General features: G+C 71.5%; 23 protein-coding genes. 7 read left to right on the top strand and 16 right to left on the bottom strand.

Features of this window, described 5'->3' with window-relative positions:
• Window positions 1–16: 16 nt before the first annotated feature.
• A complete protein-coding gene (locus ACQUQF_RS06155; RefSeq protein ID WP_435176818.1) occupies window positions 17–865 on the bottom strand; it encodes a sugar phosphate isomerase/epimerase family protein in 849 nt (282 codons plus the stop codon).
• Between the two features lie 129 nt (window positions 866–994).
• Window positions 995–2137, bottom strand: a complete 1143-nt coding sequence (locus ACQUQF_RS06150; protein WP_435176816.1) for a thiolase family protein — start codon at window positions 2135–2137, stop codon at window positions 995–997.
• A 485-nt stretch (window positions 2138–2622) separates the two neighbouring features.
• Here ACQUQF_RS06150 and ACQUQF_RS06145 point away from each other — a divergent pair, with 485 nt between their 5' ends.
• The 4 genes from ACQUQF_RS06145 (at window position 2623) to ACQUQF_RS06130 (ending at window position 7397) form a co-directional block, all read left to right on the top strand.
• Complete coding sequence (locus tag ACQUQF_RS06145; protein WP_435176814.1) at window positions 2623–4416, top strand: flippase activity-associated protein Agl23; 1794 nt, start codon at window positions 2623–2625, stop codon at window positions 4414–4416.
• Between the two features lie 281 nt (window positions 4417–4697).
• The gene (locus ACQUQF_RS06140; RefSeq protein ID WP_435176812.1) at window positions 4698–6086 is read left to right on the top strand and encodes an ATP-binding protein; all 1389 of its coding nucleotides are present in this window, start codon (window positions 4698–4700) and stop codon (window positions 6084–6086) included.
• Window positions 6087–6212: 126 nt separating this feature from the next.
• Window positions 6213–6410 (top strand): hypothetical protein, encoded by a 198-nt coding sequence (locus ACQUQF_RS06135; protein ID WP_435176810.1) that lies wholly within the window; start codon window positions 6213–6215, stop codon window positions 6408–6410.
• A 162-nt stretch (window positions 6411–6572) separates the two neighbouring features.
• Window positions 6573–7397: an MBL fold metallo-hydrolase gene (locus ACQUQF_RS06130; protein WP_435176808.1), complete on the top strand. Its 825-nt coding sequence runs from the start codon at window positions 6573–6575 to the stop codon at window positions 7395–7397.
• Between the two features lie 21 nt (window positions 7398–7418).
• Here ACQUQF_RS06130 and ACQUQF_RS06125 read toward each other — a convergent pair whose 3' ends face one another.
• A complete protein-coding gene (locus tag ACQUQF_RS06125; RefSeq protein WP_435176806.1) occupies window positions 7419–8897 on the bottom strand; it encodes an arylsulfotransferase family protein in 1479 nt (492 codons plus the stop codon).
• Window positions 8898–9016: 119 nt separating this feature from the next.
• Between ACQUQF_RS06125 and yqeC the strand changes: the two genes are divergently transcribed.
• Window positions 9017–9754: a selenium cofactor biosynthesis protein YqeC gene (gene yqeC, locus ACQUQF_RS06120; RefSeq protein ID WP_435176804.1), complete on the top strand. Its 738-nt coding sequence runs from the start codon at window positions 9017–9019 to the stop codon at window positions 9752–9754.
• A 39-nt stretch (window positions 9755–9793) separates the two neighbouring features.
• On the opposite strand, the gene mobA is transcribed toward yqeC, so the two are convergent.
• Window positions 9794–10471, bottom strand: coding sequence for a molybdenum cofactor guanylyltransferase (gene mobA / locus ACQUQF_RS06115; RefSeq protein WP_435176802.1), 678 nt, complete (start codon window positions 10469–10471; stop codon window positions 9794–9796).
• 75 nt (window positions 10472–10546) lie between these two features.
• Window positions 10547–11191: a universal stress protein gene (locus ACQUQF_RS06110; RefSeq protein WP_435176800.1), complete on the bottom strand. Its 645-nt coding sequence runs from the start codon at window positions 11189–11191 to the stop codon at window positions 10547–10549.
• A gap of 129 nt (window positions 11192–11320) precedes the next feature.
• Here ACQUQF_RS06110 and ACQUQF_RS06105 point away from each other — a divergent pair, with 129 nt between their 5' ends.
• Complete coding sequence (locus tag ACQUQF_RS06105; RefSeq protein WP_435176798.1) at window positions 11321–13153, top strand: aldehyde ferredoxin oxidoreductase family protein; 1833 nt, start codon at window positions 11321–11323, stop codon at window positions 13151–13153.
• Between the two features lie 11 nt (window positions 13154–13164).
• Here the strand turns inward: ACQUQF_RS06105 and ACQUQF_RS06100 are convergent, their stop codons facing one another.
• From ACQUQF_RS06100 to ACQUQF_RS06090, 3 genes are all read right to left on the bottom strand, one after another.
• A complete protein-coding gene (locus tag ACQUQF_RS06100) occupies window positions 13165–14127 on the bottom strand; it encodes a DUF5787 family protein (RefSeq protein WP_435176796.1) in 963 nt (320 codons plus the stop codon).
• A 274-nt stretch (window positions 14128–14401) separates the two neighbouring features.
• Window positions 14402–14695 carry a hypothetical protein gene (locus ACQUQF_RS06095; protein WP_435176794.1) on the bottom strand — a complete coding sequence of 98 codons (294 nt, stop codon included), beginning with the start codon at window positions 14693–14695 and terminating at the stop codon, window positions 14402–14404.
• A gap of 85 nt (window positions 14696–14780) precedes the next feature.
• The gene (locus ACQUQF_RS06090; protein WP_435176792.1) at window positions 14781–15062 is read right to left on the bottom strand and encodes a hypothetical protein; all 282 of its coding nucleotides are present in this window, start codon (window positions 15060–15062) and stop codon (window positions 14781–14783) included.
• Between the two features lie 249 nt (window positions 15063–15311).
• Here ACQUQF_RS06090 and ACQUQF_RS06085 point away from each other — a divergent pair, with 249 nt between their 5' ends.
• Window positions 15312–15557, top strand: a complete 246-nt coding sequence (locus ACQUQF_RS06085) for a hypothetical protein (RefSeq protein ID WP_435176790.1) — start codon at window positions 15312–15314, stop codon at window positions 15555–15557.
• Here ACQUQF_RS06085 and ACQUQF_RS06080 read toward each other — a convergent pair.
• The 8 genes from ACQUQF_RS06080 to ACQUQF_RS06045 all read right to left on the bottom strand — a co-directional run bounded on the left by ACQUQF_RS06080 (window position 15554) and on the right by ACQUQF_RS06045 (window position 22876).
• Window positions 15554–16048, bottom strand: a complete 495-nt coding sequence (locus ACQUQF_RS06080) for a DUF7384 family protein (RefSeq protein ID WP_435176788.1) — start codon at window positions 16046–16048, stop codon at window positions 15554–15556. The two genes, ACQUQF_RS06085 and ACQUQF_RS06080, sit on opposite strands and share 4 nt — an antisense overlap.
• Window positions 16041–16190, bottom strand: a complete 150-nt coding sequence (locus ACQUQF_RS06075) for a hypothetical protein (RefSeq protein WP_435176786.1) — start codon at window positions 16188–16190, stop codon at window positions 16041–16043. Before ACQUQF_RS06075 ends, ACQUQF_RS06080 begins: the two co-directional genes overlap by 8 nt.
• Before the next feature lie 125 nt (window positions 16191–16315).
• Window positions 16316–17386, bottom strand: coding sequence for a D-xylose 1-dehydrogenase Gfo6 (gene gfo6 / locus ACQUQF_RS06070; RefSeq protein WP_435176784.1), 1071 nt, complete (start codon window positions 17384–17386; stop codon window positions 16316–16318).
• A 63-nt stretch (window positions 17387–17449) separates the two neighbouring features.
• The gene (rdfA, locus tag ACQUQF_RS06065) at window positions 17450–18070 is read right to left on the bottom strand and encodes a rod-determining factor RdfA (RefSeq protein WP_435176782.1); all 621 of its coding nucleotides are present in this window, start codon (window positions 18068–18070) and stop codon (window positions 17450–17452) included.
• A 106-nt stretch (window positions 18071–18176) separates the two neighbouring features.
• On the bottom strand, window positions 18177–18632 hold the full coding sequence (locus ACQUQF_RS06060) for a GNAT family N-acetyltransferase (protein WP_435176780.1): 456 nt from the start codon (window positions 18630–18632) through the stop codon (window positions 18177–18179).
• An 82-nt stretch (window positions 18633–18714) separates the two neighbouring features.
• Window positions 18715–20526: an LEA type 2 family protein gene (locus ACQUQF_RS06055; RefSeq protein ID WP_435176778.1), complete on the bottom strand. Its 1812-nt coding sequence runs from the start codon at window positions 20524–20526 to the stop codon at window positions 18715–18717.
• 159 nt (window positions 20527–20685) lie between these two features.
• A complete protein-coding gene (locus tag ACQUQF_RS06050) occupies window positions 20686–21792 on the bottom strand; it encodes an ABC transporter ATP-binding protein (RefSeq protein WP_435176776.1) in 1107 nt (368 codons plus the stop codon).
• Window positions 21793–21820: 28 nt separating this feature from the next.
• Entirely contained in the window at window positions 21821–22876 is a 1056-nt protein-coding gene (locus tag ACQUQF_RS06045) for an ABC transporter permease (protein WP_435176774.1), read from the bottom strand.
• Between the last annotated feature and the right edge of the window lie 3 nt (window positions 22877–22879).

Here is a 22879-nt window from a genome sequence, read left to right as displayed (position 1 = left end):
GTTCCGGCCGGCGGCCTCAGACGTACTGCGCGAGCGCCTCGAACGCCTCGCGGGCCGCCCGGTCGGGTTCGTCCGGGTACGTGTACAGCTCCATCGTCACGAACCCGTCGTAGCCGACGTCGTCGAGCGCGTCGAAGACGGCCGCGAAGTCCAGGTCGCCCTCGCCGGGGATCCGGTGGTAGTGCTTGCCCCGCCGGCCGCCGACGATGTCCTCGAGGTGGACGCCGGTGATGTTGCCGGCAGACCGACGGATCGTCTCCCCGAGGTCCTCGCCGTAGACCGCGGCGTGGCCCACGTCGAGGTTGACGCCCAGCGCGTCCCGATCGTGGCGCTCGACGAGCTCGAGCACCTCGTCGGTGCACTCGACCAGCAGCTCGGGCTCGAACTCGATGCCGACCTCGACGCCCTCCGACTCGGCGTGGTCGAGAATCTCGTCGAGCGACTCGTCGAGGTACTCGCGGGCCTCCTCGGGCGGGTTCCCCGGCAGGGGCCGCCCGGTCGCGACGCAGACCGCCGGGGCGCCGACGTCGGCCGCGAGGTCGATCGCCCGCTTGGTGTACTCGACCCGCCAGGCCCGCCGTTCGTCGTCCGCGGTGACGATGCTCGGCTCGAAGAACGACGACGGCGGCGCGTCGTCGTAGTAGCCCATCGCCGTGTTCGCGTTCACGTTCGAGACGGCGAGCCCCGTCTCGTCGAGCGCCTCCCGGAGCGCCCGGGCGTCCCCGTCGCCGAACTCCGGGAAGTAGGCGTGAGGTTCGTCGCCGAGTACTTCGACGCCGGCGTAGCCGTGGTCCGCGATGCGACGCACCGCCTCCGGGAGCGGGTGGCGGGTGTAGGCGTTCGTCGAGAAGGCCAGGTCGACCATGGAGCGGCTACGGTGTCATCCGTCAAACTACTTGTTGCAGGTGCAGTCGGTCACCCGGCGGCACCGCTCGGTCGCTCACGTCCGTTCGCTCTCTCGCTTGCAAAACGTTGATGAAAAGAACCGCCGGCCTTACTTCCGCTCGAAGGTGATGGCCGCGCCCTGGCCGAAGCCGACGCAGAGGGTCGCCAGGCCCTTCTCGGCGTCGCGCTTCTCCATCTCGTGGACGAGCGTCACCGGCAGGCGGGCGCCCGAGGCGCCCAGCGGGTGGCCCAGCGCGATGGCGCCGCCGTTGACGTTGAACTTCTCGTCGGGCACGCCCAGCTCGTTCTTCGAGTAGACCGTCTGGCTGGCGAACGCCTCGTTGAGCTCCACCAGGTCGAACTCGTCGATGGACTCGCCGGTGCGCTCGAGCAGCCCGCGGGTCGCGGGGACCGGCCCGATGCCCATCACGGTCGGGTCGACGCCGGCGACGTTGTTGTCGCCGACGTAGGCCAGGACGTCGAGGCCGTGGTCCTCAGCGAACGCCTCGCTGGTGACCAGCGTGGCGGCCGCGCCGTCCGAGATCTGGGAGGCGTTGCCCGGCGTGACCGTGCCGTTGCCCTTGAACACGGTCGGGAGCTGGGAGAGCGCCTCCATGCTGGTGTCGGGCCGGATGCCCTCGTCGGTCTCGACCAGCCCCTCGTCGGTCTCGATGGGGACGATCTCGTCGTCGAACCGGCCGGACTCGCTGGCCTCGGCCGCGCGCTGCTGGCTCCGGAGCGCGTACTCGTCCTGCTGCTCGCGGGAGATGCCGTACTCCTCGGCGACCTTCTCGGCGGTCATCCCCATCTGGAGCTCGCCGACGTTGTACATCTCGGCGAGCCGCGGGTGGACGCTGTCGTAGCCGCCCTCCATCGGGACGCGGCTCATGTTCTCGACGCCGCCCGCGATGATGGCCTCGCGCTGGCCCGCCCGGACGGCGTCGCTCGCGCTGATGACGGCCTGCATCGACGAGGCGCACCAGCGGTTGATCGAGGCGGCCGGCACGCCCTCGCCGAGGTCCGAGAGCAGCGCGATGACCCGCGCGACGTTGTTGTCCTGCTCGCCGCGCTGCTGGGCGACGCCCCACATCAGGTCGTCGACGTGCTCGCTGTCGAGGCCGGTCTCCTCGAGGATGGTATTGATGAGCGGCACCGAGAGGTCCTCGCTCCGAACGTCGGCGAAGACGCCGTCTTCCTTGCCCTGCGGCGTCCGGACGGCCTTCGCGATGACTGGAGTCGTGTCGTCTCCCATACCTCGGTAATCGTTCTCGATGGTCTTAAATGACAGTAGAACTCCCGGCGCGTGGCGCGGAGTTTCCGGACGGCAGGAGGCGGTTGGTGGTCGGGGCACGCGGACTCTCTATCTGACCTTCCATCCGGCGCGTGCTGGCGCGGCCTCCGTGCCGCGCCAAGCGTGCGAGAGACGAGCGAACGCAGTGAGCGAGGAGGCTGGGGGTGTGAGGTCCGCAGTTGCGGTGCTGTGCGGGACAGATGTGACGCAATAGCTAGCTTTTCTGCCCCGCCTTTTGGCCTCTTTTCTGCTCCGCCTCCTGGTTTCCGCGACCACCCATCACTAGGACCTTCGACGACCCACACGAAGAGCTGGTCTCTACGCGTCGGTCCAGAAACTATTTGTCCGAACCCGCAGCTAGAACTGTCCAATGACCCGTTCGGCTCGCGTCGCCCGCACACGGACCCTCCCTCCCCGCCCTCCGAAACCCACCACAGAACCCACTCATGGCATCGAAAACTGAGACCTCCCGGTCGACCCCGGACGTCGCCGAGACGCTGACCGGCTTCGCCTCCCGGACCCAGCTCGTCGTGGTCGGTATCACCGCCGTCGCGCTGCTCGCCCGGTTCGTCAACCTCGGCGCCCGCGTCGCCCACCAGGACGAGGCCCGGGTCGCCTACTGGGCCTACCGCTTCATGGAGAACGGCGCCTACGAGTACCGGCCCATCGTCCACGGCCCGTTCCTCACCATCGTGAACGGCCACCTGTTCGAGCTATTCGGCGCGTCGGACTTCACGATGCGGTTCGTGGTCGCGCTGCTGGGCGGCCTGCTCCCGCTGTCGGCGCTGCTGTTCCGCCAGCGGCTGCGCGACTCCGAGACCGTCGCGATGGCGCTGCTGCTGGCGTTCAACCCCATCCTGCTGTACTACTCGCGGTTCTACCGCAACGACGTGCTGCTGGCGGGGTTCATGCTCGTGGCGTTCGGCTTCCTCGTCCGGGCGTACGACCACCAGCGGCCCGCGTTCCTCTACGCCGGCGTCGCGGCGTTCGCGCTCGCCTTTACCACCAAGGAGAACGCGCTGGTCTACCCGGTCTGCTGGCTCGGCGCGCTCGCGCTGCTGTGGGACCACCGGCTGTTCGTCGACCGGGCGGGCGAGCGCGGTCTGCTCGGAGTCGTCTGGGACCGACTCGCGGTGACCGCCCGCGGCCTCGCCGACTGGTGGCCCCACCTCGCGCTCGCCGTCTTCGAGTTCTTCGCCATCTTCGTGTTCTTCTACGCGCCCCGGAACACCGACCGGCTCGGCACCGACGTCCCCGGCCTCTACGAGGCGCTGGGCAACCCGACGCTGCTGCCGGCGGTGATCGACGAGGCCGTCTTCGGGTCGTGGAACGAGTTCGTCGGCCAGTGGGGCGGCGGCAACGAGGGGTCGTACCTCTCGGCGCTCAAGCCGCTGATGGCGGTGCTCGAGGCGGGCGCCATCGCGCTGGTCGCGCTGGCCGTCGTCGGCTTCGTGGTCGACCGCTACGCCGACGACCTGCCCCGGGACGTCGTGTCGTTCGCCGGCTACTGGGGCCTCGCCAGCGTGCTGGGCTACCCCGTCATCGTGGACAACCCGTTCCCGTGGGAGACCATCCACATGATCGTCCCGCTGGTCGTCCCGGCCGCGGTCGGCCTCGCGCTCATCGGCCGCCTCGGGGTCGAGAGCGTGGCTGACGGCGACGCGGTCTCGGCGACCGCGGCCGCGCTGGTGCTGCTGCTCGTCGCCGGGCAGGTCGGCGCCACCGCGGTCAACACCTCGTACGTCAACTCCCAGAGCGCGGACAACGAACTGGTCCAGTACGCCCAGTCCTCCAGCGAGATGAAGCCCGTGCTCCGCCAGATCAAGCAGGTGGCCCAGTCGAACGAGGGCATCGACGTGATGTACTACGGCGACGATCCGGGCTTCGACGGCGACAACCTCCACGCGCCCAATCCCGACTCGCACGCCGCGCCGCCCGCGGGCGACGGCTGGTTCGCCCGGCTGCCGTTCGCGTGGTACATGGAGCTGTACGGCGCCGAGACCGACAGCGTGAAGCGGGCCGAACTGCTCCAGGGCGACAAGCCGCCGGTGGTCATCGCGCTCGGCGACGCCGACTCCTGCTCGAAGCAGTACGACAGCGCCGCCGACATCGACCAGTACATGTCCGGCTACGAGCGCTACGAGGTCCAGCGGTACCTCCACGACAGCGGCTGCGTCATCAGCAGCACGGTCATCTACATCGACGAGAGCGCCATCGACGGTAACGCGACCGCGGCGTAGTCCGTCTCCGCGCGACCGCGGCGGTACCGTCTCGGGCCGCGACACTTACTCCGGCAGCGACCCCGACTCCGGCAGCACCGACCCGGGCAGCATTGACCACGACAGCACCGACCCGGGCAGCATCGACCGCGACAGCACTGACCACGACAGCATCGACCGCGTCAGCACCGCCCTGTCGGTACTCTCCGTCAGCGAGAGCAAGCGCCCGCGAACCGGCCGACTCGCACGGAACAGGCGGGCTTCGACGCGCTTAAGCACCTTTGGCGTCAAAACTCCCGGGAATGAGCGACGCGGCACTGGACGTCGTCGAATTCCTGCTCACCGCGAGTCTCTACAACGACAACCGATCGCTGGACGAGAACGACCTTCCCCCGCGCTACCGGCAGGTGTTCTGGCCCGACGGCGCGACCCAAACGACCGACCGGCCCGGCGGCGACGACTCGCCGCTGGGCATCGAGCGCCCGATCCGCCCGACCATCGAGAACGCCCGGCAGGCGACCGGGGTCGACAACCCCTGGAGCGCCGTCTCGGAGCTGATGTTCACCGACCGCGACGAGTTCTCGGGGTCGCTCGAGCTCACCCAGCCCGACATGGCCGAGGAGTGGTTCCTCCAGCGCGGCGAGGACCGGGTGCTCCACAACCCGGTGCTGGCCCGCGCCTTCGAGGACGAGATCGACGGCGCCGACTACGAGGCGGCCCGCGAGGCCAACCGGCCGGTGCAGGCCGACCGGGCGTGGATCGACGGGCTGCTGGCCCAGTACTTCGCCGACGAGGAGGAGGAGGAGATGCTCGACCTCGTGGACATCCGGGCGCCCGAGGAGATCGAGACCACGCTCGACGACCTCGTGCTCACCGAGGACCAGGAGGCCGAGATCCACAAGATCGTCAAGGCCATCGAGCACCGCGAGTACCTCGCCCAGATCGGGCTGCGGGAGATCGGCAAGCTGCTGTTCGTCGGCCCGCCGGGCACCGGCAAGACCTCGACCGCCCGGGCGCTGGCCTACGACCTCGACCTCCCGTTCGTCGAGGTCAAGCTGTCGATGATCACCAGCCAGTACCTCGGCGAGACCGCCAAGAACGTCGAGAAGGTGTTCGAGGTGGCAAAGCGGCTCTCGCCGTGCATCCTGTTCATGGACGAGTTCGACTTCGTGGCCAAGACCCGCGCGAGCGACGAGCACGCCGCCATCAAGCGCGCGGTCAACACCCTGCTGAAGTCCATCGACAACATCAGCCTCATCCAGGACGACGTGCTGCTCATCGGCGCGACCAACCACCCCGACCAGCTCGACGCCGCGGCCTGGCGGCGCTTCGACGAGATCGTCAACTTCCCGAAGCCCGACCGCCAGATGCGGTCGGACATCCTCCGGCTCATCACCCGGCCGATGGACATCGTCGACTTCGACCCGGACGAGCTCGCCGAGGAGACCGAGGGGCTGACCGGCAGCGACCTCCGGATGGTGCTCCGGGAGGCGGTGCTCGACGCGCTGACCGAGGAGCGGACCGCGCTGACCCAGGAGGACTTCGTCGAGGCCGTCCGGGACTTCGAGGAGCGGGACAACCTCAAGGACCTCGACATGATCGAGGGCGACCACGACGCGCTGGTCGCCGGCGGCGACATCTCCGGCGGCGCGAGCGCCGACGGCGGGCACAGCCACGACCACGACCACTGACCGACGGATTCGCACTGTCCTTTCCACGGCGACGACCGCCGAGACCGTCGTTCGGAGTTTGTACGCCGTGCGAGACGCTAACTATCCACCGGCCTTTTCCGCGTCACTCGACAACGACCGTACGCGATGGAGTTCAGCGACCTGTCCGACCGGGTACGGTACGGGATCGCGCTGGCGGCCATCGTGGCGGTCGCCGCGGTCGTCGGGGAGGCGATCGTGGTACTGCGGTTCGCAGACATGTTGCTGTTCGTCGCACCGCTACTGGTCATCGTCCTCGGTGGAATCGTCTGGGACCGAATTCACCTCCACGGCAAGACCGTGTAACGTCCGGAGAAACGAACGAGCGGCCGAGTGCCTGCAGGCGGAGTGACGGGGCGCTCGGCCGCCGCGCGGCGCCCACAGAGCACCGGAGATCGCCGCAGCCGGAACCGCGGCAGCGGCTCTGTCCCCGAAAGCTTTGTACCCGAAGCGACTACCCCGCAGCAGATGCAGGTCACCCTCCTCGGCACCGGCGACACGACCGGGACGCCCACGCCGGACTGCGACTGCGACACCTGCGAGGAAGCCAGGACCCGCGGCGTCGAGCGCTCCCGGTTCTCGGTCCACGTCCGCAACGAGCGGACCGGCGAGTCGCTGCTCGTCGACGCCAGCCCCGACTTCCGCCACCAGTTCCTCACTCGGGACGTCGGCCTGCCCGACGAGGTCGTGATATCTCACATACACTTCGACCACCTCGACGGCCTCGGCAACGCCTACCGGCTGTTCGACGACCTACCGGTCCACGCGGCCGACGAGGTCGACCCCGTCACCGGCGAGAGCGTCGCGGACACGATCCGCTCGAAGTACGACTACCTCGACCGGGTGACGGTCCGGGACCACCCGCCGCTCGAACCGTTCTCGGTCTGCGGGCTCGACGTGACGCTGGTGCCGGTCGAGCACCCGCCGCTGGTCTGCTACGGCGTCGTCGTCGAGGACCCCGAGACCGGCGCGAAGCTGTCGCTGTCGGGCGACACCAGCTACGCGATCCCCGACGAGAGCCGCGCGGCGCTTGCCGACCCCGACCTGCTGCTGGCCGACGGCATCGTCCCCGCCCACCTCTGCGAGCACCACCCCGCCGGCGGCGACCACCACGGCCCGGACGGGGTCGCCCGGACGTTCGGGACCAAGCACATGACCCGGGAGGGGGCGCTGGCGCTGGCCGACGACCTCGACGCCGCCGAGACCCGGCTCGTCCACGTCTCGCACTTCTACCCGGTCGAGGAGGCGTTCGAGGAGCCGCTGGCGGTCGACGGCGAGCGGTACACGCTCTGAAGGAGGAGCCGGTCGAGGTGTCTATCGGCGCCGCGACGTTCCGCTTCCGACGCACAGCAGCGCGAGGCCGGCGAGCAGCCCCGCGACGCCCGCGAGGAGACCGAAGCCGGCCACGCCTGTCCGGGCGCCCGCCGGTTCGACCCGCTCGTCGTCGGTCTCGCCGGCCGCGCTCCGGCTGGTCTCGTCCTCCATCGCGCGTTCGGTCGTCTCCTCGGCGGTCGCGCCGTCGGTCGGCTCGCCGCCGGTCGTCCCAATGGCCGACCCGCCGTCGGCCAGGCCGCTCACGTTCGCGAGCAGTTCGTGGCACGCCTCCAGGCGCGTCGCGTTCCGGTGGACGTCGGCGCCGCCGTGGACCTCGTAGGTCCCGGTGGCGTTCAGGTCGGTCATCGTGGGGCCGCCGTGCTCGCCCGCCGGGAGCCGGGTCGCGTCGTACACCAGCCACGGCGCGTAGAACTCCCAGACGACCTTCCCCCGGGGCGTCACCTCGATCACGCGGTGGTTGCTGGAGTCGGTGACGAGGGTGTTGCCGCTCGGCAGGCGGTCGGCGTCCCGCGGCCAGCTGAGGTCGCCGGTCAGCGTCCAGGTCCGGTTCCACCCGGTGCCGTTCGTCAAGTCTCCATCGGGGTTCGCGTACTCGACGATGCGATCGTTCTCGCTATCGCCGACCAGCAGCGTGGGCGTCCCGTTCCGGCTCTCGAGGTAGTCGGGGTTGTGCTGCTCGTTCAGGATGTCCTTCTTCCCGTCTTCGCCGAGCTTCATGGCGATCTCGTTCGTCGAGCGGTTCACCACGATCGCCTGGTCGAAGTTCCGGGGCGACGCCAGATAGAGGCCCTCGCCGATCTTGTCGACGTCGTTGACGTGGGTCCAGTCGTCGGTGTAGTTCTCCTCCAGGTTCTCCGGGTCGTAGTGGTCGGCGAAGCGCCACTCCCACGCGATCTCGTCGGTCGTCCGGTTGTAGACGAAGATGCGGTCGTCGTTGCGCCCGGCCGACTCGTTGTAGTTGCGCATGTTGGCGACCAGGATCGCGGTCCCGTTGTTGATGAGGTCGGCGTCGTGGGTGTCGGCCTCGTCGAAGGTCTTCGACCAGACCCGCTCCTGGGTCTGCGGGTCGAACTCGTACACCAGCGTCTCGTGACCCTTCACCGTCGCGGTGACGAACAGGTTCCCGTTGGCCATCGGGTCGACGTCGTAGCCCCACACCACGTCGTACTTTTCGCCGTTCTGGTGGACCCACTCGACCTCGCCGCCCGGGCCGACCCCGACGAGCTTGGCGGGGCGCTTGCCGCCGTTCTTCCCGAACCGGAACCCCTGGACGCTGATGACGGTCGTCCCGTTCGCCGGCGACGCTATCGTCCCCGCGCAGGGGTCGGGTCCAGTGTCGGTCGCGTTCTGTCCCGCTCCACTCGTCGCGTTCGACGCGGCGACCAGCGGCGCCGCCGTCGCGAGGCAACACGCCAGCGCCAGCGCGGCGGCCAGCCACCGCCGGGAGGTGTCGTGCATGGAGGCAGGTATCACCGTCGGCCGGTTTTTAGCTACTGGTTAGCGTGCGCCTACCGGACCGCCAACGGGAGGATTCCGACGTGAGAACTTTGTGCCCGCCCGGCGTACGACCCGGGAGTATGGACCTCCCCGACGCCCTCGGCACCGCGACCGGGCTGACCTGCGTCGTCGGCGCGGGCGGGAAGAAGACCACCCTCTACGCGCTGGCCGACCGCCTCGACCGCGCGGTCGTCACCGCGACGGTGCGCATCCCCATCTTCGACGAGGAGGTCGCCGAGGTGGTCGTCACCGACGACCCCGCGGCCGCCGCCGGCCGAGCCGACCGCTTCCCGCTCGGTCTCGTCCCGGAGCGCGAGCGCGAGGACCGCTACCGCGGCTACGACCCCGAGACGGTCGGCGACCTCGCGGCGGCCCACGACGGCCCCGTCCTCGTCAAGGCCGACGGCGCGCGCACCCGGTGGCTGAAGGCGCCGAACGACCGGGAGCCACGGATTCCCCGGGCGGCCGACACCGTGCTCCCGGTCGCCAGCGCCCGGATCGTCGGCAAGCCGCTCACCGACGAGCGGGTCCACCGCCCCGAGCGGGTGGCCGCGGTCACCGGCCGCGAGGTCGGCGAGGAGGTCCGGGCCGCGGACGTGGCCGCGGTGCTCGCGAGCGAGGAAGCGGGACTGAAGGGCGTTCCCGAGGGCGCGACCGCGATTCCGGTCGTCAACATGGTCGACGATCCGGAGCTGGAGGCCGTCGGGCGCGAAATCGCCGAGGAGGTGCTGGCTCGCGCCCCCGAGTCGGTGCCCCGCGTCGCGCTGACCCGGATGGTCGCCGACGACCCGGTCGTCGCCGTGGTCGAGCGGTCTTGAGCGGGGCAATCTCGGGTGCGGGCCTGTAGCGGACCGGACTCACCGAAGGCGCTCTTCGGCGGCCGCGAACTCCTCGCGGGTATTGACGTTCTCGAAGCTGTCGGCGTCGAAGGCGGCGAGCTCGTCGGCCCCCACCGTGACGTAGTCGAGCTCGAACAGCGGTTCGATGATCTTGTGCTCGCCCCGGGCCAGCGCCCGGTCGCAGGCGTCGGCCATCGGCGTCGCCCGGTAGACGGCGTGGGTGGTCTCGAACCACTCGGTCGGCCGGGGGACCGCGGCGTCGCGGGCCTTCGCCACCTCGGCGGGCGAGCCCTCCTCGCCGGACGCGTCGCTCTCTCCCGGCTCCCGACCCCGGGCGCGCTCGAAGAGGTACTCCACGAGGTCGGCGTCGAGGAAGGGCATGTCGCAGGCCGCGACGAAGGCGTAGGCCGAGTCGGTCGACTCGACCTCCCGGAGGCCGGTCCGGATGCCGGCCATCGGCCCGCGGTCGGGGTCGGGGTCGACCGCGAACCGGACCGGCCGGTCGTAGCCGGCGAGCGCGTCGGCGATCGGTTCGCGCTGGTCGGCTCGGCAGTTGACGACGAGGACGTCGACGACGGGCGCGAGGCGGTCGGCGACCCGGCGGATCATCGGCACGCCCGCGAGGGCCGCGACCGCCTTGTCCTCGTCGCCGAACCGGGTCGAGCGACCCCCGGCGATGACGACTCCGGCGGGCATGCTACGGAGTTGGGCGGCCAGCGGGAAATAGCTCGCGGGGCGGCGCCTCGAACCCCACGCGCCGTCCCTGCAGCGTCACTCGCTGCGGATCTTCGCCACCCGCGACTCGCCGGAGGCGGCGTCGAGGTGGACGTTGAAGGTGTCGCCGTCCGCGGTGACCGCCCGGACGATCCAGGTGTTGCTCTCGCGGTAGGGCTGCTCGGGCACCTCCGCGACCTCGTGGCCCTCGTCGGCCAGCACCTCCTTCGCGCGCTCGACCGCGGTCTCGTCGTCGCGGACCGCCCGGCGCTGGCGCTCGAGGTTGACCGTCAGCACCGGCACCTCGCTCCGGCGGACCACCTGCTCGGTGACGCTCCCGAGCACGTAGCGGTCGACGCCCGACCGGCCGCGAGTGCCCATCACGATCATCTCGGCGTCGACCTCGTCGGCGTGGTCCACGACGGTCTCGGCCGGCGACCCCTCCTCGATGGCGGTGACCGCCTCCAGGCCCCGCTCCTCGGCGGCCTCGGCGATGTCGCCGACGGCCGCCTGGCCCTCCTCGCGGCGGGCCTCGCGGGTCTCCTTCCGGCCCGACTCCGAGGGCTGGTAGTCCAGCGCCTTCTCGTCGACGACGTAGAGCGCGTGGACGGTCGCGTCGGCCAGCTCGGCGACGTTCAGCGCGTGGCGGACCACCGCGGGCTGGTCGCTGCCGTCGGTCGGCACCAGGATGCGGTCGTACATGCCCGACGCTTCGACGGTGAGACCCAAAAGTGTCCCCGTCGCGCCGCCCGAGTCGCGCGTCGCGCCGCCCGACCCGGTCCGCCCCGGCACCCGAACCGTTACCACCGTGCGGGACGTACCTGGGTGGAGATGGGTGAGGGTTACGAACCGCCGGACCGGCTCCTCCGGGTGGACCTGAGCGACGACCGCGTCGAGCGCGAGCCCGTCCCCGAGGCGTGGCGCCGGCGCTACCTCGGCGGGAAGGGGCTCGCGGCCAGGTACCTCTACGAGGAGCTCGACCCGGGCACCGACCCGCTCGGCCCCGACAATGCCCTGCTGTTCGCGCTCGGGCCCCTGTCGGGACTCACGCCGGGCGAGCAGCGCTACGCCGCGGTCACCCGGTCGCCGCTGACCGGCGCGTTCCTCGACTCCTACGCCGGCGGCGACTTCGCCGGCGCGCTCGCCGGAGCACTCGACGACGTCATCGCCGTGCTGGTCGAGGGCGCGGCCGACGAACCGACCGTGCTGCGAATCCGGGACGGCGACGCCGCGCTCGAACCCGCGGGCGACCTCTGGGGCGGCGACGCCGCCGAGACCGCCGAGGCGCTCGACGCGCCGGCGGCCTGCGTCGGGCCCGCCGGCGAGCGCAGAGTCCGGTACGCGACCATCGCCTCCGACGGCGGCGACCACCAGGCCGGCCGGGGCGGCGCCGGCGCGGTCATGGGCGCCAAGCGCCTGAAGGCGGTCGTCGCCGACGGCGACCCGCCCGACCCGCCGGCCGACCTCGCCGAGCGCCGGGCCGACGCCGAGGCCCGGTTCGCCGCGGGCGACACCGGCCGGTGGCAGGCCGCCAGCGAGACCGTCGAGACCGTCGACTTCGCCGACGCGGTGGGCGTGCTCCCGACCCGGGGCTGGCAGGCCGGCGCGTTCGACGGCGCGGGCGCGGTCGGCATCGAGGCGGTCCGCCGGGCCGCGGTCGCCCGCGAGCGAGAGGGCGCGATTCCCGGCGGCTTCCGGGTCGAGACGACAGCGGGTCCGGACGAGGACGCCGACGACACCGACCCGGAGTCGGACGCATCCCGCGCCGACGAGACCCGCGAGAGCGTCCCGCGGGGCGCGACCGCCATCTCGCTCGGGTCGGGGCTGGGCATCGACGACTTCGACGCGGTGGCCGCGCTCGGCGAGGCCTGCGACCGGCTCGGCGTCGACGTCATCAGCGCGGGCAACGCCGTGGCGTGGGCGATTCGAGCGAGCGAGGAGGGCGTCCTCGACCGCGACCTCTCGTTCGGCGACGAGGCGGCGGCCCGCGAGCTGCTCGGCGAGATCGCCCGCCGCGACACCGAACTCGGCGACCTGCTGGCGAGGGGCGTCGACGCCGCGGCCGACCGCTACGGCGGCGCCGACCTGGTGCCGACCGTGAAGGCGATGGAGCTGCCGACCTACGACCCCCGGGGCGCGGCGTCGATGGCGCTGGCCTACGCCACCAGCGACCGGGGCGCCTGCCACCGCCGGGCCCGGCCGGTGGTCGAGGAGGTGTTCGCCGCCGACTCGTGGGACCGCGAGTGCCGGGCCGAGGCGGTGATCGCCGAGCAGGACGCCCGGTCGCTGCTCTGGAGCCTGGTCGCCGACGACTTCGCGGGCGAGGCGTTCGAGGACCTCGGCGCGGCGTGGCTCTCGGCGGTCGGCCTCGACTACTCGAAGGCGGAGCTCCGGACCGCCGGCGAGCGAACCTGGACGCTGACCCGGCTGTTCAACGTCCGGGAGGGGTTCGACCGCGACGACGACGAGCTCCCCGCGAAGCTGACCGACCCGCTGGAGAACGGGCCGCGGGCCGGCGAGGCCATCGACCCCGAGGCGTTCGACGCGCTGCTCTCGACCTACTACGACCGCCGGGAGTGGGACGTGCGGGGGCGACCCACGCGGGACCTGCTGGCCAGGCTTGACCTGCTCGACGCGGTCGACGACGAGACGCCGGTGGGGTAAGTGGAACGGGCCTACCCGAACCGGTCGAGGCCGGCCTGGCGTCGGGCCTCGCCCTCGGGCTCGGCGACCCACGGCGTCCGGCCGTCCCGCGCCTCGGCGGCGTCGAACGCGGGCGGGTCGGCGGGCTCGTGGCCCGGACAGTCCGGCCCGCAGTTCGCGGGGTCGACGACGCGGTCCTTCCAGGCGCAGTACGGGAGCCCGACGCTCCCCTCGCGCTCTGCGACCTCAATTTCGCCACAGCCCGGGAGCGCGTCGGGCCGCCACCCCTTGCCGTAGGCGCGCTCGGCGACCTTCCTGCGCCGTCGGGCCTTCTCGGCCGGCGAGACTGTCGCCACGTCGGTCCGGAGCGGGTGCTCCTCCAGGAGTTCGACGCCCCAGTCGTCGGCGGGGAGCGACTCGGCCGCTCGGACCACCTCGCGGTCGCCGGCCTCGGGGTCGAACCGCCAGACGCCGACCGCGTCGGGGATGCGGTTGAGGTGGGCGCCGGTGACGTAGCTCTCGGTCGCCAGCACCACCTCGTCGACCAGCCCGAGCGCGGCGTCCTTCCGGAGCTGGAGTTCGAGGTCGCCGGGCTCGCCGAGGTCGGGCTTGTTCTCGATGGCAGTCAGCCGCCCGAACCAGTCGTCGGGGTAGCGGGCGACCCGCCGGACGCCCCCGCCGACCGCGCGCTCGAAGAAACCGATCTCGACCGCCTCCTCGGCGACGCGCCGGGCGCGCTCCGGCGGCGCGTCGATGGCCTCGCGGGGGTCGCGCGCCCGGCCGACGCCGACGTCGCTCTCGATGGCGAGGTCCGGAATCGTCTCGGGCGTCAGATTCGCCCGGGCCTCGAACTCGGGACCCGGCTCGACGCAGACCACGTCGAGCACGCGGTTGGCCGGCGCGCGGACGCCGCCGCCCAGCTGCCGGGCGACGACGACCTCCTCGGCGGCTTCGAGGTGCGCGCACAGCGCCAACTCGAAGGGGTACTCGCGCACGCCTCTCCCTCTGTGGCCCGGCACGAAAAAGCTCCCTAGTCGAGACGACCGGAACCCCACCGTGGCGCCGGCCGGCGCATCCGCTGGCGAGAGCGCGGTGACACTGGCCACGGGAAGCGACCGGTGAGACAAACCCTGTTGTGGGTGGCCTGACAGGGGCCGGGGGCTTTCGAGACTTCCAGTGCGTCGGTTCTGTTGCCACTCTCAACGAGCCCCACCGTTGCTGGGCGAGGGTTTCTGCAACGTCCAACCGTCCTCTGAAAAAGAGGCGTCGCTAGTCGTCCGCCGGAATCGGCTCCTCCTCGCGCTCGTCGTCGGCCTCGTCGCGCTCGGTCGGTTCGCTTTCGACCTCGCTCTCCGTCGTCTCCTCGTCTAACGTCGCCGCGTCGGCCTCGGCTGCCGGCCGCTCGGGCGTCTCGCGGTCAGGTTCGGACTCGTCGCGCGAGACCAGTTCGACGAGGCGGTCCTTGGCGCGGACCCAGCCCGGCGACTCCTCGCGTTCGGTCTCCTCGTCCGGTTCGCTGGCTCTGCTGGGCGTTCGGGACCAGTCGCCGCGTCTATGGCACATGCTATCTCCCCACGCGGACATGGACTCCGGGTCGTGTTAACGATTTTCGACGTACGGCGATAGGTCGAGCGCGAAAAAGGAGGCCTCACTGGGTCCGTTCGATCGCCGCGACCGCCGCGCGGACGACGGCCAGCGGGAGCGCGACGAGCAGGGCGACGCCGGCGGCCCAGCCCGCCAGCAGGACCGGGAGCGTGACGGGGACGTGGGCCGCCGCGGTGACGAACACCGCGAGTGCCAGCAGCGCCGCGGCCGCGAGCGCCAGCGTGGCGGCGACGGGGACCGCGGTGCGGGTGAGTCCCGAGGCGATGCGCCCGCGCCGAGTCCGGACCGAGGGCGCGGTCCGGCGGAGTCGGGTGTCGAGTTTCATCGGTCTGTCCTCACCTGTAGGTAGGGCCCGCGACCCCTAAAGTGTAATCTGAACTATATTTCTGTAGCCGGCGCTACTGGAATTCGGTTCTGTAATACGGTTGTCCATTCCGCCAGGCGGGCAGTCACCGCATCAGCACCCGGAGTCTGTGGCTCCGCGGGCGCCTACCGAAGTGCACGGCGTGCACTGACGAGGTCCGTGCGCCGCGATAGCGAAAAAGTGAGACTCCGGGCCCGAACAGACCCCCGTATGACCGACACGGACTCCCCCGACCGCGGACTCGGGCCGGCGGTCGGCTCGCTCGCGTTCGCCCTCGGGAGCCTCCTCGCGCTCTCCGGCGGCACCGCGTTCGCCGCCCACGTCTTCCGCTACGTCACCGAGTTCGACCGGCTCGCGTTCGACGACGTGTTCGTCCCCGCCCTCGCGTTCGTCGCCGGCGCGGCCGTCGCCTTCGGCGCGTTCGCCGGGGTGCTCCTGCGCACGCTGGACGCCTAGGCCCGCGGGTCGCGGTCCGGCCCGGGGTACTCGCCGCCCTCGACCGCCTCGTACAGCGACGCGGCGTCGAACAGCGCCGCGAACCCGTCGGGGGTCTTGACGCTCACGTTCAGCCGCGAGCCGAACGTGGCGCCGGCCGCCGCGCCGGTGAGCCCCTCGTCGTAGCTCAGCAGGTGGGCGGCCTGCCCCCGGTACGCGCTCGCCAGTGCGGGGTGGTCGCCTTCGGGGTGGTCGACGTCGACGCGCAGGTCCTCGACGCGCTCGCGCCACGCCGCCGCCAGGTCGTCGTCCGCGAGGTCCGCGATCACGGCCTCGGCGTCGTCGAGCAGGGCGTCGCTGGCGACCAGTTCGACCCACGAGTGGCGCCGGACCTCGTCCATCGCCGCCCGCGCCGCGTTCCCCGCGTCGGCGTCGCCGCCGAGCAGGTCCGCGACCAGCACGTCGGCGTCCGCGACGATCCGGGCCGGGTTCGTCTCGGGCGCCTCAGGCATCCTCGGTCTCCTCGCTCTCCTCGCTCTCCTCGCTCGCGTCGCGGTCGACGCTACCCTCGCGCCGTTCGGCGAGCGACGCGCGTATCGTCTCCACGTCGGTCCCGTACCGCTCGGCCCGGTCGAAGAGGTCGGCCCAGTCCATGCCCGGAGGGAGGCGTCGGGCGGTGAAAAGTCTGCTCGACTCCCGCCGGTCGTCCTCGGCCGCCGTCACTGATCTCTCGACCGGCCCGCCCGCGCAACCGACTCCGCCCGGACACTCGATCGGGGCTACTCCGACACCTCGACCGTCCCGCCGGTCTCGGCCGCCTCGTGAATCGCCTTGATCGTCCGCATGTCCACGAGCCCGTGCTCGCCGTCTGCGTAGACGTCCTCCCCGGCGAGCACCCGGTCGGCGAAGTAGTCGAACTCCACCTCCATCTGGTCGACCTGCTCGGCGTCGACCTCGACGGTCGTCCCGCCGCGATCGACCGTCAGCCCGGTCTCCATGTGGAACGCGGGCTCGAGCTCGATCCGGCCCTCGGTCCCCACGATCTCGAGCCGGGTGTGGTCGCTCGCGTTCTGGCTCGACGTGCACGAGGCGAACGTCCCGTCGTCGAACTCGACGGAGAACGCGGCGACCTCGTCGGGGACCTCGTCGAACGCCTCGTGCGAGGACTGCATCATCGACTGCACCGCGACCGGGTCGGCGTCGAGCACGAACCGCGCGGTGTTCAGCGGGTAGATGCCCAGGTCCATCACCGACGTGCCGTACCCCGTCAGGTCGGGGTTCAGCCGCCACTGGTCGGGGTCGTCGATCATCTCGAGCAGCGGCTGGGAGTTCTCCCCGTGGACGAGCCGGGGCTCGCCGACGACGCCGTCCCGGACCAGCTGGCGGGCCCGCCGCACCGCCGGCTCGGTGTGCATCCGGTAGCCGATCATGAGCGTCACGCCGGCGTCCTCGCAGGCCGCGACCAGGTCCGCGGCGCGCTCGACCGACGCCTCCATCGGTTTCTCGCAGAGCACGTCCTTGCCGTGGTCGGCCGCGGCCGCGACGTACTCCAAGTGGGTCGCGTTCGGGGTGCAGACGTACGCCGCGTCGTAGGCGTCGGTCGCCTCGCCGTCGACGAACTCCTCGTACGTCAGCCCGCGCTCGACCGTGTCGTACTCCTCGCGGACCCGGTCGGCCTTCTCGGTCGAACCGGTCACGACCGCGGTGGTCTCGCAGAGGTCGCTCGTCTCGATGGCCGGCAGCACGAACTCCCGGGTCCACCAGCCCACGCCGACGAGCGCGAACCGGACCGTCCCCTCCGTGGTGGTCTGCCAATCCCGCGGCTCCCAGTCGAGCAGCGACTGTGTCATTCCGTTCCTTTGGTCCCCGACTGACGGCTTAAAGCCGTCGTCACGCCGGCCCGGTGTCGAACGTCAGTCGCACTGACAGCCGCCCTCGTCGATGAGCTCGCTTATCGTGTACTGGGAGTGGCAGTCGCTGCACGTGATCCTGACGTCGACGAACACGCTGAAGTCGCCGATGGACACGGCGCCCGCGTTCCGGAGCGACTCGACCGACGTCCGGGTGACCGCCTGGACGCGGTTCCGCAGCTGCTCGACGGTCCGGCGGGCCTTGTCGGTCTTGCTCTCGGGCTCGTCGGTCTCGCGCTCGACGTCCCGGTACTTCGTGAGGTAGGTGTGGACGGCCTGGTGGGAGACGAAGTCCCGCGTGAGCCGGTCGGGGTCGATGCCCCCGCGTTCGAGCCGGCGCTCGGCCTGGACGCGCATCCCGCCGGTGACGTCGTCGTCGGTCAGCAGCTCGTAGAAGTTCTCGACCTCGCCGTCGAGGACCTCCATGTCGGCGTCGGCCATCGCCGACCGGAGCACCCGCTCGTTGAAGTAGTCGGCCAGCTCCCTGAGGCTCCGGCGCTCCTCGCCCTCGCCGGTCCAGTACCGCTCGAGCTCCTCGCCCAGTCCGTCGAGCTCCCGGTCGGCGATCACCCGCCCGACCTTGCTCCGCCGGTGTGCGCCCGCCGACTCCGATTCCTCGGTCATCCTGCTGATTGGTAAGCGGAAAGCGCTGAAAACAGTTTTGTCTGCCCGAATCCGGCCGCTTCGATGGTGCGCCCCGACGTGGTCGGTCGCCCGACCGGCGCGGGAACTACGACTCGTCGTGAGCGTAGGTCATCCGGACCAGTTCCTCGGTGCCGCCCTCCGGGACCTCCACGTCGCGCCCGTACACCTCGAAGCCGACCGACTCGTAGAACGGGACCAGGCCCTCCCGGCAGAGCAGCGAGAGGCCCGGTACCGACTGGAGGTCGGGGTGGTCGACCACCGCGTCCAGCAGCGTCTCGCCCAGGCCCTCGCCGCGGCGGTCGGCGGCCACGATGACATCGAAGACGGTGGCGTAGTAGGCGTAGTCGGTCAGCACGCGCGCCGCGGCCACCAGGTCGCATTCGCTCTCGGCGTCACCCTCCTCGACGCCGATCGCCACCTCTGTCTCGGCCAGTGCGGTGCGGACGCCCTCGACGTCGCGGTCCTCCCACCACTCGTACTCCTCGTAGAGGGCGGTCAGTGCCGGCGCGTCGTCGGGCGTGAGCTCACGGACCTCGGTCATGTCGAGTACGTGTGCCGGTCCCGTAAAAGCGGTACCGGCGGTGTGTCACCGGATAGCGGGCAAGAGGAGTCCGGGGACCGCCCTACTGCTCGCCGAAGGCGTCGGTCTCGATGGTGGTCGTGTAGCTCATCGAGTCGAGCGCGACGCGCTTCTGCTGGCCGCGGTACTCGACCACGGCGTAGTAGGAGACGTCGAGCTCCGTCTGCTCGCCGCGCTGGAGGTGGCCGACCCACCACGCCGGAATCTTGTCGTTGTCCAGGTAGCCCGTGGTCTCGATGTTCCGGGTCGCGCCGCCCGGGACCGTCGTGCCGACCCGGCTCTCGTTGTCGGCCAGCACCACGTCGTTGGCCCGGATCTCGTAGCCGAACTTCACGACGGTCAGCGGCCGGGAGCGCTCGTTGGTGACGGCGCCGGAGATGACCATCGGCGTCCGGGCCATCGTGGCGTCGCCCCAGGTGGCGTTCACGTCGTGGAGCCGGGCGACCGTCCGCCCCCGGATCGAGACCGCCTCGTCGCCCGACGCGAACCCGCCGAGCATGTCGGTCTCGAACGTCCGGTTCTCCGCGGGGAGCGCGACCGGCAACCTGGCGAAGCCGAGGTCGGCGACCGCCCGGCTCTCGGTCGTCAGGGCGGTGCGCTCGCCGTTCTCGACGTGGCTGATCCACCACCGCTTGATGGTCCGGTCGCTCACGTTCCCGCCGAACCGGAGTTCGGTCCGGCCGGGCGCGAGCGTCGCCTCGGTGCGGTCCTCGACCAGCGTCACGTCGTTGAGCGACACCCGGTAGCGGGCGTCGAGCGCGACGTCCGACAGCGTCGAGTTCGCGCCGTTGGGGTTGTTCACGACCGCGGTGCTGGAGAACCGGGTGCCCGAGTCGGTGGCGGTCCAGTCGCGCTCGACCGACTCGACGGTCGGCGGCGCGAAGTCGAAGCCCTCGCCCGTGTCGACGGTCCGGGTGCTCGCCTCTCCGCCGCCGAGCACGTCGGTCTCGAAGACGACGCGCTCGCTCATGAACGACAGCGGGACGCGACGGGTCTCGTTCCCCGTGTCGTCGATCGCGAACACCGAGACGTCGAGCGTCGTCGTCTCGTCGTTCCGGAGGTGGCTGACCCACCACTCGTCGAGCTTCCGGTTGTCCAGCGTCGCGTTGACGCGGATAGTGTCGGTCGCGTTCGCGGGGATCTCGACGCCGCCCTCGGTGGTGCCCGCGGCGACGGTCACGTCGTTCATCGACACCTCGTAGCCGAGCTTCGAGAACGTGATCGGCGCGCCGTTGGGGTTGCGGACCGTGGCCGAGAACCGGAGCGGGGTCCGGTTCGCGGTCGCCGTCCCCCAGGAGGCGTCGGTGCCCGCGACGGTCAGCAGGGTCCGGCCGCCCACCTCGACCGACTGCTCGGCGTCGCTGTCGAACGCCGAGAGCATGTCCGTCTCGAACGTCCGGTCGAAGGCGGGCAGGTCCCGCGAGAGGAACACCGCCGACACCGACGGGCGGACCGAGAGGGTCGTCTCCTCGCCGTTGTTGATGTGGCTGGCCCACCACTCGGGTATCTTACCGTTGTCGATGTGGGTCCGGAGCGTCAGTTCGTTCCGGCCGGGCGACAGCGAGAGGCCGCTCGACCCCTCGGCGACGGTCACGTCGTTCATGAGCACGTCGTACTTCACCGTCGCCACGCCCGGAACGCCGACCCCGTTGGGGTTGTTCACGACGAGGCGGGTCCGGATGCCCGTCCGCTCGCTGGTGACCTCGCCCCACTCGTTGTCGACCGACTCGACCGTCGGCGGCTGCAGGCTGACGACACCCGTCGTGAGGGCGGCGCCGACCCCGACGGCCGAGACCACCATCCCGACCGCCAGGACCGCCGCCACCTTCCCGAGCGTCCCGCCGACGATGCTCACCGTACCACCCCGTCCCGCTGTTCGCGTGCCATGGGAGGGAGTTTCGAACCCGGCCCTAAGTAATTTTCTCGCCGACAGGGCGACAGAACGGTCAGCGCGGCTGAAGTTTCAATCTGGGGAGACGGTCGGTCGAGCAGCGCGGTCGGTCAGACGGCGCAGTCACTCGGACAGCGCGGTCAGTCGGTCCCGGGGGAGCGCGACCCCGACCGAAGAGCCCTCGGCGATCCGGAAGTCCTCGCCGGCCGAGGATTCGCCGGTCGACGTCCCGCTGGCGGGCGACCCGTCGACGTAGGCGTCGAGTCGCTGGCCCGCCACGTCGAGCGCGACCCGGTCGCGGCCGTCCTCGCGGACGACCCGGGTCACCGGCGCCGCGAAGTCCGGGTCCGCGGGGTCGAGCGCCACGTGTTCGGGCCGGATCGCGAGGTGGGTGGTCCCTTCGCCGTCGGTCCGGGCGTCGCCCCGCGGTTCTTCGTCGCCGGTGTCCCCGTCGCTCTCGCGTCCCGTTCTCGGCCCGCCCGCGCCGTCGAGTTCGAGGCGGCCGCCGGGCACCGCGAGCGCGCCGTCGTCGAGTTCGAGGCAGTTCGCGCCCGTGAACCGCGCGACGAACGGCGAGCCGGGGCGCTCGAAGACTGCCTCGGGCGTGCCGGTCTGGATGATCTCGCCGTCGCGGATGACCGCCACCCGGTCGGCGACGGCCCGGGCCGTGGTCCGGTTGTGGGTGACGTACACCGCGGTCTGGTCGGCCAGCACGTCCGCGAGCACCTCCCGGAGCGTCTGGCGGGTCGGCACGTCGAGCGCCGAGAGGGGTTCGTCCAGCAGGAAGGCGTCGGGCCGGACCGCCAGCGCGCGGGCCAGCGCGACCCGCTGGGCCTCCCCGCCCGAGAGGGTCGGCGGGTAGCGCTCGGCCAGGTCGGCCACGCCGAACTCCGCCAGCAGCCCGTCGGGGTCGCGGGTGTCGTGGTACCGCCGGCCGAACGCGACGTTCTGCCGGACCGTCATGTGGGGGAACAGCGCGTAGTCCTGGAAGACGAAGCCCAGGCCCCGGTCCTCCGGCGGCGCGTCGGTCAGGTCTCGACCCCCGAGCGCGATCCGGCCCTCGTGGTCGTGGAACCCCGCGATCGTCTCCAGCAGGAGGCTCTTGCCCGACCCGCTCGGGCCGAGCACGACCAGGGTCTCGCCCTCGGCGACCGAGAGGTCGGCGGTCACCTCGAACCGGTCGGCGCCCTCGGCGGTGAAGGCGGCGGTGACCGAGACGTCCAGGGTCACGGCCGACCACCCCCTGTACTTCTCCGGTTCACGGCCACCCTCCCTCGTCGTAGGCGACCGTGCGCACCAGCAGGAAGATGAGCGCCGACAGCGCCAGCAGCAGGGTGGCGACCGCCCCCGACCGGTCGAGGCCCGCCGAGAGGTAGGTGTTGTAGATGAAGACGGGCGCGTGCTGGGCGGTGAGGCTCTCGCCCTCCGGCAGGTAGAAGAACTCGACGCTGTAGGCCACGATGGCGACCGCGCCGAACTCCGAGACCGCCCGGGCCCACGCCAGCACGCCGCCGGTCAGCACGCCGCGCCACGCCAGCGGCGCGGTCACCCGCCGGAACGTCTCGAACCGGTTCGCGCCCAGCGTGCGGGCGGCCCACTCGACCCGGGTCGGCACCGACTCGAACGCCTCGCGGGCCGCGTTGACCGCGAACGGCGCCGAGACGAACGTCATCGCCAGCACCATCCCGAGCATCGTCTGGAGGACGGCGAACTCGAAGGTGAAGTCGATGACCGGGATCGTGAACTGCACGCCGCCGAACGCGCCGCCCTTCCCGAAGCCGAACAGGATGGCGAGGCCGGCGACGCTGTGGGGCACGACGAGCGGGAGGTCGACGAGGCTCTCGACCAGCTGCTGGCCGGGGAAGCCGCGGGCCAGCACCAGCGCCAGCGGCACTCCGAGCGCGACGCTGGCGCCGGCCGCCAGCAGCGGCGCGTACACCGAGAGGTACAGCGCCTGCTGGACCGCGGGGTCGGCCGCCATCTCCGCGACGAGGGCCGGGTCCTGCCGGGCGACCAGCATCAGGAGGGGCAGGCCCAGCGCCACGAGGAGGGTCGTGCCGAGCGTCGCCGCCAGGACGCCGAACGCCCCGCGCTCGCGGTAGGCCGCGACGGCGCCGGCCGAGAGGACCGCGAACCCGGCGTACGCGCCGGGGTAGCCCGCGCCGAAGGCGACCGCGAAGGCCGCGAGCTGGACGACGAGGAACGCGAGGACGGCGGTGCCGGTCCCGACGCTGCCCGGCACCCCGGCCGCCTCGGTCGGTCGTGGCGACGTGGGCGCGTCGCCCCCGCCTCGAGTCTCGGTATCCGTGCTCACGTG

The sequence above is a fragment of the Halorussus sp. AFM4 genome (assembly GCF_051194995.1).
In the GTDB taxonomy this organism is placed as follows: Archaea; Halobacteriota; Halobacteria; order Halobacteriales; family Haladaptataceae; genus Halorussus.
This window is presented reverse-complemented; position numbering and strand designations above follow the sequence as displayed.

What these genes read in the sequence shown, in the direction of transcription:
- ACQUQF_RS06155 (WP_435176818.1), bottom strand. Translation starts at nt 865, where the DNA reads ATGGTCGACCTGGCCTTCTCGACGAACGCCTACACCCGCCACCCGCTC.
- ACQUQF_RS06150 (WP_435176816.1), bottom strand. Translation starts at nt 2,137, where the DNA reads ATGGGAGACGACACGACTCCAGTCATCGCGAAGGCCGTCCGGACGCCG.
- ACQUQF_RS06145 (WP_435176814.1), top strand. Translation starts at nt 2,623, where the DNA reads ATGGCATCGAAAACTGAGACCTCCCGGTCGACCCCGGACGTCGCCGAG.
- ACQUQF_RS06140 (WP_435176812.1), top strand. Translation starts at nt 4,698, where the DNA reads ATGAGCGACGCGGCACTGGACGTCGTCGAATTCCTGCTCACCGCGAGT.
- ACQUQF_RS06135 (WP_435176810.1), top strand. Translation starts at nt 6,213, where the DNA reads ATGGAGTTCAGCGACCTGTCCGACCGGGTACGGTACGGGATCGCGCTG.
- ACQUQF_RS06130 (WP_435176808.1), top strand. Translation starts at nt 6,573, where the DNA reads ATGCAGGTCACCCTCCTCGGCACCGGCGACACGACCGGGACGCCCACG.
- ACQUQF_RS06125 (WP_435176806.1), bottom strand. Translation starts at nt 8,897, where the DNA reads ATGCACGACACCTCCCGGCGGTGGCTGGCCGCCGCGCTGGCGCTGGCG.
- yqeC (WP_435176804.1), top strand. Translation starts at nt 9,017, where the DNA reads ATGGACCTCCCCGACGCCCTCGGCACCGCGACCGGGCTGACCTGCGTC.
- mobA (WP_435176802.1), bottom strand. Translation starts at nt 10,471, where the DNA reads ATGCCCGCCGGAGTCGTCATCGCCGGGGGTCGCTCGACCCGGTTCGGC.
- ACQUQF_RS06110 (WP_435176800.1), bottom strand. Translation starts at nt 11,191, where the DNA reads ATGTACGACCGCATCCTGGTGCCGACCGACGGCAGCGACCAGCCCGCG.
- ACQUQF_RS06105 (WP_435176798.1), top strand. Translation starts at nt 11,321, where the DNA reads ATGGGTGAGGGTTACGAACCGCCGGACCGGCTCCTCCGGGTGGACCTG.
- ACQUQF_RS06095 (WP_435176794.1), bottom strand. Translation starts at nt 14,695, where the DNA reads ATGTGCCATAGACGCGGCGACTGGTCCCGAACGCCCAGCAGAGCCAGC.
- ACQUQF_RS06090 (WP_435176792.1), bottom strand. Translation starts at nt 15,062, where the DNA reads ATGAAACTCGACACCCGACTCCGCCGGACCGCGCCCTCGGTCCGGACT.
- ACQUQF_RS06085 (WP_435176790.1), top strand. Translation starts at nt 15,312, where the DNA reads ATGACCGACACGGACTCCCCCGACCGCGGACTCGGGCCGGCGGTCGGC.
- ACQUQF_RS06080 (WP_435176788.1), bottom strand. Translation starts at nt 16,048, where the DNA reads ATGCCTGAGGCGCCCGAGACGAACCCGGCCCGGATCGTCGCGGACGCC.
- ACQUQF_RS06075 (WP_435176786.1), bottom strand. Translation starts at nt 16,190, where the DNA reads ATGGACTGGGCCGACCTCTTCGACCGGGCCGAGCGGTACGGGACCGAC.
- gfo6 (WP_435176784.1), bottom strand. Translation starts at nt 17,386, where the DNA reads ATGACACAGTCGCTGCTCGACTGGGAGCCGCGGGATTGGCAGACCACC.
- rdfA (WP_435176782.1), bottom strand. Translation starts at nt 18,070, where the DNA reads ATGACCGAGGAATCGGAGTCGGCGGGCGCACACCGGCGGAGCAAGGTC.
- ACQUQF_RS06060 (WP_435176780.1), bottom strand. Translation starts at nt 18,632, where the DNA reads ATGACCGAGGTCCGTGAGCTCACGCCCGACGACGCGCCGGCACTGACC.